5 protein-coding genes are annotated in these 5945 nt (G+C 61.9%); all 5 read left to right on the forward strand.

What is annotated here, in order from left to right:
• On the forward strand, window positions 1-540 hold a 540-nt coding region (locus H1Y01_RS18755), incomplete at its 5' end, for a sensor histidine kinase (RefSeq protein ID WP_180542281.1).
• A 10-nt stretch (window positions 541-550) separates the two neighbouring features.
• The gene (locus tag H1Y01_RS18760) at window positions 551-1861 is read left to right on the forward strand and encodes a sigma-54-dependent transcriptional regulator (RefSeq protein ID WP_180542283.1); all 1311 of its coding nucleotides are present in this window, start codon (window positions 551-553) and stop codon (window positions 1859-1861) included.
• Window positions 1858-2709 carry a sugar phosphate isomerase/epimerase family protein gene (locus tag H1Y01_RS18765; protein ID WP_180542284.1) on the forward strand — a complete coding sequence of 284 codons (852 nt, stop codon included), beginning with the start codon at window positions 1858-1860 and terminating at the stop codon, window positions 2707-2709. The genes H1Y01_RS18760 and H1Y01_RS18765 overlap by 4 nt, the downstream gene beginning before the upstream one ends.
• A 4-nt stretch (window positions 2710-2713) precedes the next feature.
• The gene (locus tag H1Y01_RS18770) at window positions 2714-4789 is read left to right on the forward strand and encodes a sensor histidine kinase (protein WP_180542286.1); all 2076 of its coding nucleotides are present in this window, start codon (window positions 2714-2716) and stop codon (window positions 4787-4789) included.
• Window positions 4786-5945 (forward strand): sigma-54-dependent transcriptional regulator (locus H1Y01_RS18775; RefSeq protein WP_180542288.1); only part of this gene is annotated, 1160 nt, incomplete at its 3' end. The genes H1Y01_RS18770 and H1Y01_RS18775, both read left to right, overlap by 4 nt.

Here is a 5945-nt window from a genome sequence, read left to right on the forward strand (position 1 = left end):
TCGAAGCGGCTGGCGCGCATGATCGAGACCTTCCTCAACGTCGAGCGTCTTTCCGCAGGCGAGATGGACCTGAAGCGCGACCGGTTCGCGGCCTGGGAACTGGTCGACCAGTGTGTCGTGCGCGTCCGTCCCATCGCCCAGCGCAAGAACATCGACATCGCGATGGAGAACGTCCCTCTTTCCGACCTGACGGGCGACCGCGAACTCATGGAATACGCCGTGTATAACCTGCTGACCAATGCGGTGAAATACTCGCCCCCGGAAACGCGCGTCACGGTGTCAGGCTCCGAAGCGCGCGGCGCCGTGCGGCTTTGGGTGGAAGATCAGGGAATCGGAATGGATAAGCACGAGGTGCGTCGCGTGTTCGAGCGCTTCTACCGGACGAAGAAGGCCGAGCAGACCGGTGAGGCGGGAACCGGCATCGGACTTTCCATCGTGGAACAGATCGTCGCGCAGCACGGCGGGTCCATTCTGGTGGACTCCACGCCCGGCAAAGGATCAAGATTCACTTTAGTCTTGCCTTTGAGTGGCGGACAATAGTAAATAAGCTATGGAAACGCAGCGCCTGCTCGTAGTGGAAGATGATGCCAGTGTGCGGAACACGATAAGCACCTTCCTCGAACTGGAAGGCTATGCGGTGGACGCCGTCTCGAGCACCAGAGAAGCACTCGATCGCCTCAAGCGCGACGACTACCCGATCGTGATCTCCGATATCTATGTCGACGACCGAACCGGTCTCGATGTCCTGGATGCGGCGCGGACCAAAGATCCGGACTGCTCCGTGATCCTGATGACGGCGCGAGGCACCATGGAAACCGTGATGGCGGCGACGCGCGGCGGTGTGTTCGACTATATAGCCAAACCGTTTGAACTGGATCGCATCCTCGAAACCGTGAAGCGGGCGGAAGCGAGCCGCGAAGGGATCGACGACCCCTTCGAGACCGAGCCGATGCCGACCACCGAAATGATCGGGGCCTCTTCGGCCATGATCGATGTCTACAAGACGGTGTCGCGCGTGGCGCCGACCGACGCGACCGTGTTGATCGAAGGCGAAACGGGTACCGGCAAGGAGATGATCGCGCGCATGGTGCATCAGTTCAGCCGGCGTGTGTCGATGCCGTTCGTGCCGGTGGATTGCGGCGCCATCGCGTCTTCCTTACTTGAAAGCGAGTTGTTTGGAGCGATGCGCGGCGCGTTCACGGGCGCCGATCGCGATCGCATCGGTGTGATTGAATCGGCCAATCGCGGAACGGTGTTCCTCGATGAAATCGGCGACATCGATCTCAGTTTTCAGTTGAAGCTGCTGCGATTTTTGCAGGAGCGCGAGGTGCGGCCGGTCGGCGCGTCCCGGCCGAAGGCGGTGGACGTTCGCGTGGTCGCGGCCACCAACCGCGACCTGCAGCAGATGGTGGAAGAGGGCCGGTTCCGCGAAGACCTGTGGTTCCGTTTGAACGTCGTGCGGGTTCGCGTGCCGCCGCTACGCGAACGGCGCGCCGACGTTGCGCTACTCGCGCAGTTTTTCCTGGGCGTCTATAACGCGCGCTACGACCGCGGCGTGATCCTGACCGATTCCGGCGTGAAGACGCTGCAGGAGCAGATGTGGCCGGGGAACGTGCGGCAGCTACAGCATCTGATTGAACGGCTGACGATTCTGGCGCCGCAGGGACGCATCGACAGCGAAGCTGTCCTGGATGCCATTCGCGACAGTGAAGCGCAGGAAGCCGGCGAGTCGCTGGCCGATACCGAAGCCGAGCAGATCCGGCGCGTGCTGGCGGCGACCGGCGGCAACAAGAGCCGCGCTGCGCAGATACTCGGCATCGAACGCAAGACGCTGTACCGAAAACTGGAACGCATGCGATGAGGCTGGGCGCGATTACCGACGAGTTTTCGCCCGACCCGGAAATCGCAGCGGCGGCGATGCGGGCCTCGGGTCTCGAAACCGCCGAACTGCGCGTCCTGTGGGGCCGCAACATCCTCGATCTGAATGACAGCGAGCTGGACCGCGCACTGGCGATCTTTTCGAAACAGGGGCTGGCGATCGATTCGATTGCTTCCCCGCTGTTCAAATGCGTGCTGCCGGGCGATGCCCCGTTGGACCGGCGATTCGAGCGCGATGTGTTCAACGCGGCGTATGACTTTGCCGATCAGGCGCGGTTGACCAACCGTGCCTTTGACATCGCGCATCGGTGCGGCGCCGGGATCGTGCGCGTGTTTTCGTTTTGGCGAACGGCGCAGCCGGAGGCGGTGTTCGAGCGCGTGGTGGATCTGCTGATGGACCTGGCGGAACAGGCCTCCGATGCGGGCCTGACCATCGGACTCGAAAACGAGCATGCCTGCAATATCGCGACGACGCGCGAGGCGGCACGGGTGCTGGCCGCTCTGGATCATCCCAATCTGAAGATCGTGTGGGACCCGGCCAATGCGCTGGTCGCGGGTGAATCACCCGAATCGGGGGGCCTCGATTTATTGCCGGTTGAGCGCATCGCGCACGTGCATGCCAAGGATTGCCGCGTCGTGGATGGGCTGCCGCAGTGGGTGGCCTTCGGGGCCGGTGACGTCGGATGGCGCGAGCAGATTCAGGCGCTCTGTCAGGCGAAATATACCGGCGACATCAACCTGGAAACGCACTGGACCGGACCGAACGGCGACAAACTGGAAGCGAGCCGCATCTGCGCGCAGCAGCTGCGCCAGACTGTCGCTCAAACCTAACTCCATGCGGAAGCGCATCATTTACGGAATCGCCATCGCCATGCTGCTGATGCTGAGCGCGCTGGTGATCTGGCAGGGATCGTTCACGGTCGATCCGGCGCCTTCCGGCCCGGGGCAAACGCTTTTATTCTGGGCGCTATCGCTGCTGATTTTCCTCGCGATGGTCACCCTCGGCTTCATGCTGGTGCGCACTGGCGTGAAGCTGCTGGTGGAACGCCGCAGCGGGCGCGAGGGATCGCGCATCAAGACGAAGCTCGTCATCGGCGCGCTGGCATTGAGTTTCATGCCGGTGTTCTTCATGGTGGTGTATTCGGTTGAGGTGATGAACCGCAATCTGGCGAAGTGGTTCATGAAGCCGGTCGAAGCCGAACAGTCCATCTTGCGCGAGGTCAACGAAGCGCTCAATCGCGAGATGCGCGACAAGGTCCAGGCGCAGGCGGCGCTGCTCGCTTCGATGCCGGAGACGCGGCTGCTGTTGAGCGGGTTGGGTGCTCCGCCCGATTTTCTGTCGCGCTTCTGCGTCGATCAGAACATATCTTCGGCGGCGCTCTATTTGAACGATTCGACGACGCCGTCCGTCGCCTCGGGCCGGATTCCTTCGGCGAACCGCTCGGATGTGGCCGTCGCCCGCGCGCCGGTCTATATCGGCGGCAAGCTGGTGGGCACGGTCGCGGTCGCCTCGATGATGCCGCTCGATGTCGCGGCCAAGCAGCGCCTGATCGACAAGTACAACCGCGATTACGCGGCGCTGGCGGGCAACCAGAAATATATCCGGCAGACATCGATTCTGACCCTGTTCCTGATCGCCGTCTTCATCCTGTTCGTCGCGACCTGGATTGCGTTGTTTTTGGCAAGGCAGATCAGCGTACCGATTGCCGCGCTGATTGACGCGGCGCATCAGGTCAGCAAAGGCAATTTGCAATACCGCGTGCGCGTGAAGGCGATCGATGAACTGGCCAGCCTGGTGCGCGGGTTCAACCAGATGACGGAAGAACTGGAGGCCAACAGCAAGGAACTGGAAGCGCGCCGCCGGTTTACCGAAGCGATTCTCGAAAGCATCCCCAGCGGCGTGGTTTCCATCGGGCCCAGCGGTTGGATTCAACGCACGAACCACTCGCTCAAAGACATCTTCTCCGTCGAGGTGGTCGAACAGGCGCGCCAGATCGAAGACTTGTTCGCCCGCGAAGAGGAGACGGAAATTCGTTACCTGATGAACCGCGCCCGCCGCATGGGCCTGGCCACGGAGCAGTTCGAGAGCCGCCCGGGGCGCCAGAAGAGCCTGGTGGTCACGGTATCCGCGTTGGAGAAGAGGCGGAGTTCGGGGTTTGTCGTGGTGATCGAAGATACGACGGACATTCTGCGCGCACAGAAGGCTTCCGCGTGGAACGAAGTCGCGCGGCGCGTGGCGCACGAGATTAAGAATCCACTCACGCCAATCGCGCTCTCGGCCGAACGCATCGCCCGGCATTTGGGACGCGTCCGGCTTCCTTCCGAAACGGCGCACATCGTTCAGGAATGCACCGAGATTATCGCCAGCGAAGTGCAATCCGTGAAGTCGCTGGTGGATGAATTTTCGCAGCTCTCCCAATTTCCGGCGGCACAACTGGCGCGGGGCGATCTCAACGAAGTGGTCGAAAGCGCGCTGGCCATCTTCTCCGGACGCCTGCAGGACATCGCCATCAAGGTCGCCCTTGCGCCGGAACTGCCGCCCGTCCTGATCGATCGCGAGCAGTTCAAACGTGCCGTGGTGAACCTGATCGACAACGCGGCGGAAGCCATGCAGGACTCGCTGGTGAAGACCCTCTTTGTCGCCACGCAACCCGGCGCGGCCGGAACGGTCGAACTGATTGTGGCCGATACCGGCTGCGGGATCACGGTCGAACAGAAGGAAAAACTCTTCATGCCGTATTTCTCCACTAAAGGACGCGGCACGGGTTTGGGGCTCGCCATCGTCAGCAATATCGCCAACGATCACGGCGCGCAGATTCGGGTTGAGGATAACCAGCCCGTGGGCGCGCGGTTCACCATCGAGATTCCCGCGCTGGTCGAAGTGGCGGCCGAAGAGCCGCTGCCGGCATGAATGAGCGCATCCTGATTGTCGACGACGAACCGGGCATCCGGCAATCGTTGCGGGGCGTGCTGGAAGACGATGGCTACCAGGTCGATACCGTTGAGAGCGGCGAGAAGTGCCTCGATCTGCTGTCGCGGAGAAGCTTTGCTCTGGCGTTTCTGGATGTCTGGCTGCCGACGCTCGACGGCCTCGATACGCTGGCGCGGATTCAGGAAATCCCGTTTGACGACCGGCCGGTGGTCGTGATGATTTCCGGCCATGGATCGATCGATACGGCCGTGCGGGCGACCAAGCTGGGCGCATTCGATTTTCTGGAGAAGCCGCTCACGATTCAGAAGATCGCGATCGTGACTAAGAACGCACTCGCACACCGCCGTCTGGAGCTCGAGAACACGCAACTGCGCGGCGACGCGAATCGCCAGTACCGGATCATCGGCGAAAGTGTGCCGATGCGCGCGCTGCGGCAGCAGATGCAGTTGATGGCGTCCACCAACGGGCGCGTTCTGATCTACGGCGAAAGCGGGGTGGGTAAGGAATTAGTAGCCCACGCGATCCACGCCATGAGCGCGCGCGCGTCGCAGCCGTTCGTCGAAGTGAACTGCGCGGCCATCCCCGAGGAACTGATCGAGAGCGAGCTGTTCGGACATACCAAAGGCAGTTTTGGAGGCGCGCACGAATCCAAAGCCGGAAAATTCCGGAAGGCCGACGGCGGAACGATTTTCCTCGATGAAGTGGGCGATATGAGTCTGCGGACTCAGGCCAAAGTGCTGCGCGCACTGGAGGAGCAGCGCGTGGAGCCGGTGGGCGCGCACGAAGCGGTGAAGGTGGATGCGCGCGTGATCGCGGCTACTAACAAGAATCTGGAGTTGGAGATCGAGCGCGGGAACTTCCGGGAAGACTTGTTCTATCGCTTGAACGTGATTCCCTTCCACGTCCCGCCGCTGCGCGATCGGGCGGAAGATATCCCGTTATTAGCCGATCACTTTCTGGCGGAGTTCACGCGCGCATATGGACGCAAGCCGAAAGAGATGACGCCGCAGGCGTACGAAACGCTCGAAGAGTATCATTGGCCGGGGAATGTTCGCGAGCTGCGCAATGTGATGGAGCGCATCGTCATCCTGAACCCGCAGATTCGGATCGATGCGCGCCATGTGCCGCTGGCGAC

Origin of the sequence: Nevskia soli (assembly GCF_903970205.1) — a bacterium.
Taxonomy (GTDB): domain Bacteria; phylum Acidobacteriota; class Terriglobia; order Bryobacterales; family Bryobacteraceae; genus Bog-113.

Coding starts and splice junctions, on each gene's coding strand:
- H1Y01_RS18760 (WP_180542283.1), top strand. CDS start 551: ATGGAAACGCAGCGCCTGCTCGTAGTGGAAGATGATGCCAGTGTGCGG.
- H1Y01_RS18765 (WP_180542284.1), top strand. CDS start 1,858: ATGAGGCTGGGCGCGATTACCGACGAGTTTTCGCCCGACCCGGAAATC.
- H1Y01_RS18770 (WP_180542286.1), top strand. CDS start 2,714: ATGCGGAAGCGCATCATTTACGGAATCGCCATCGCCATGCTGCTGATG.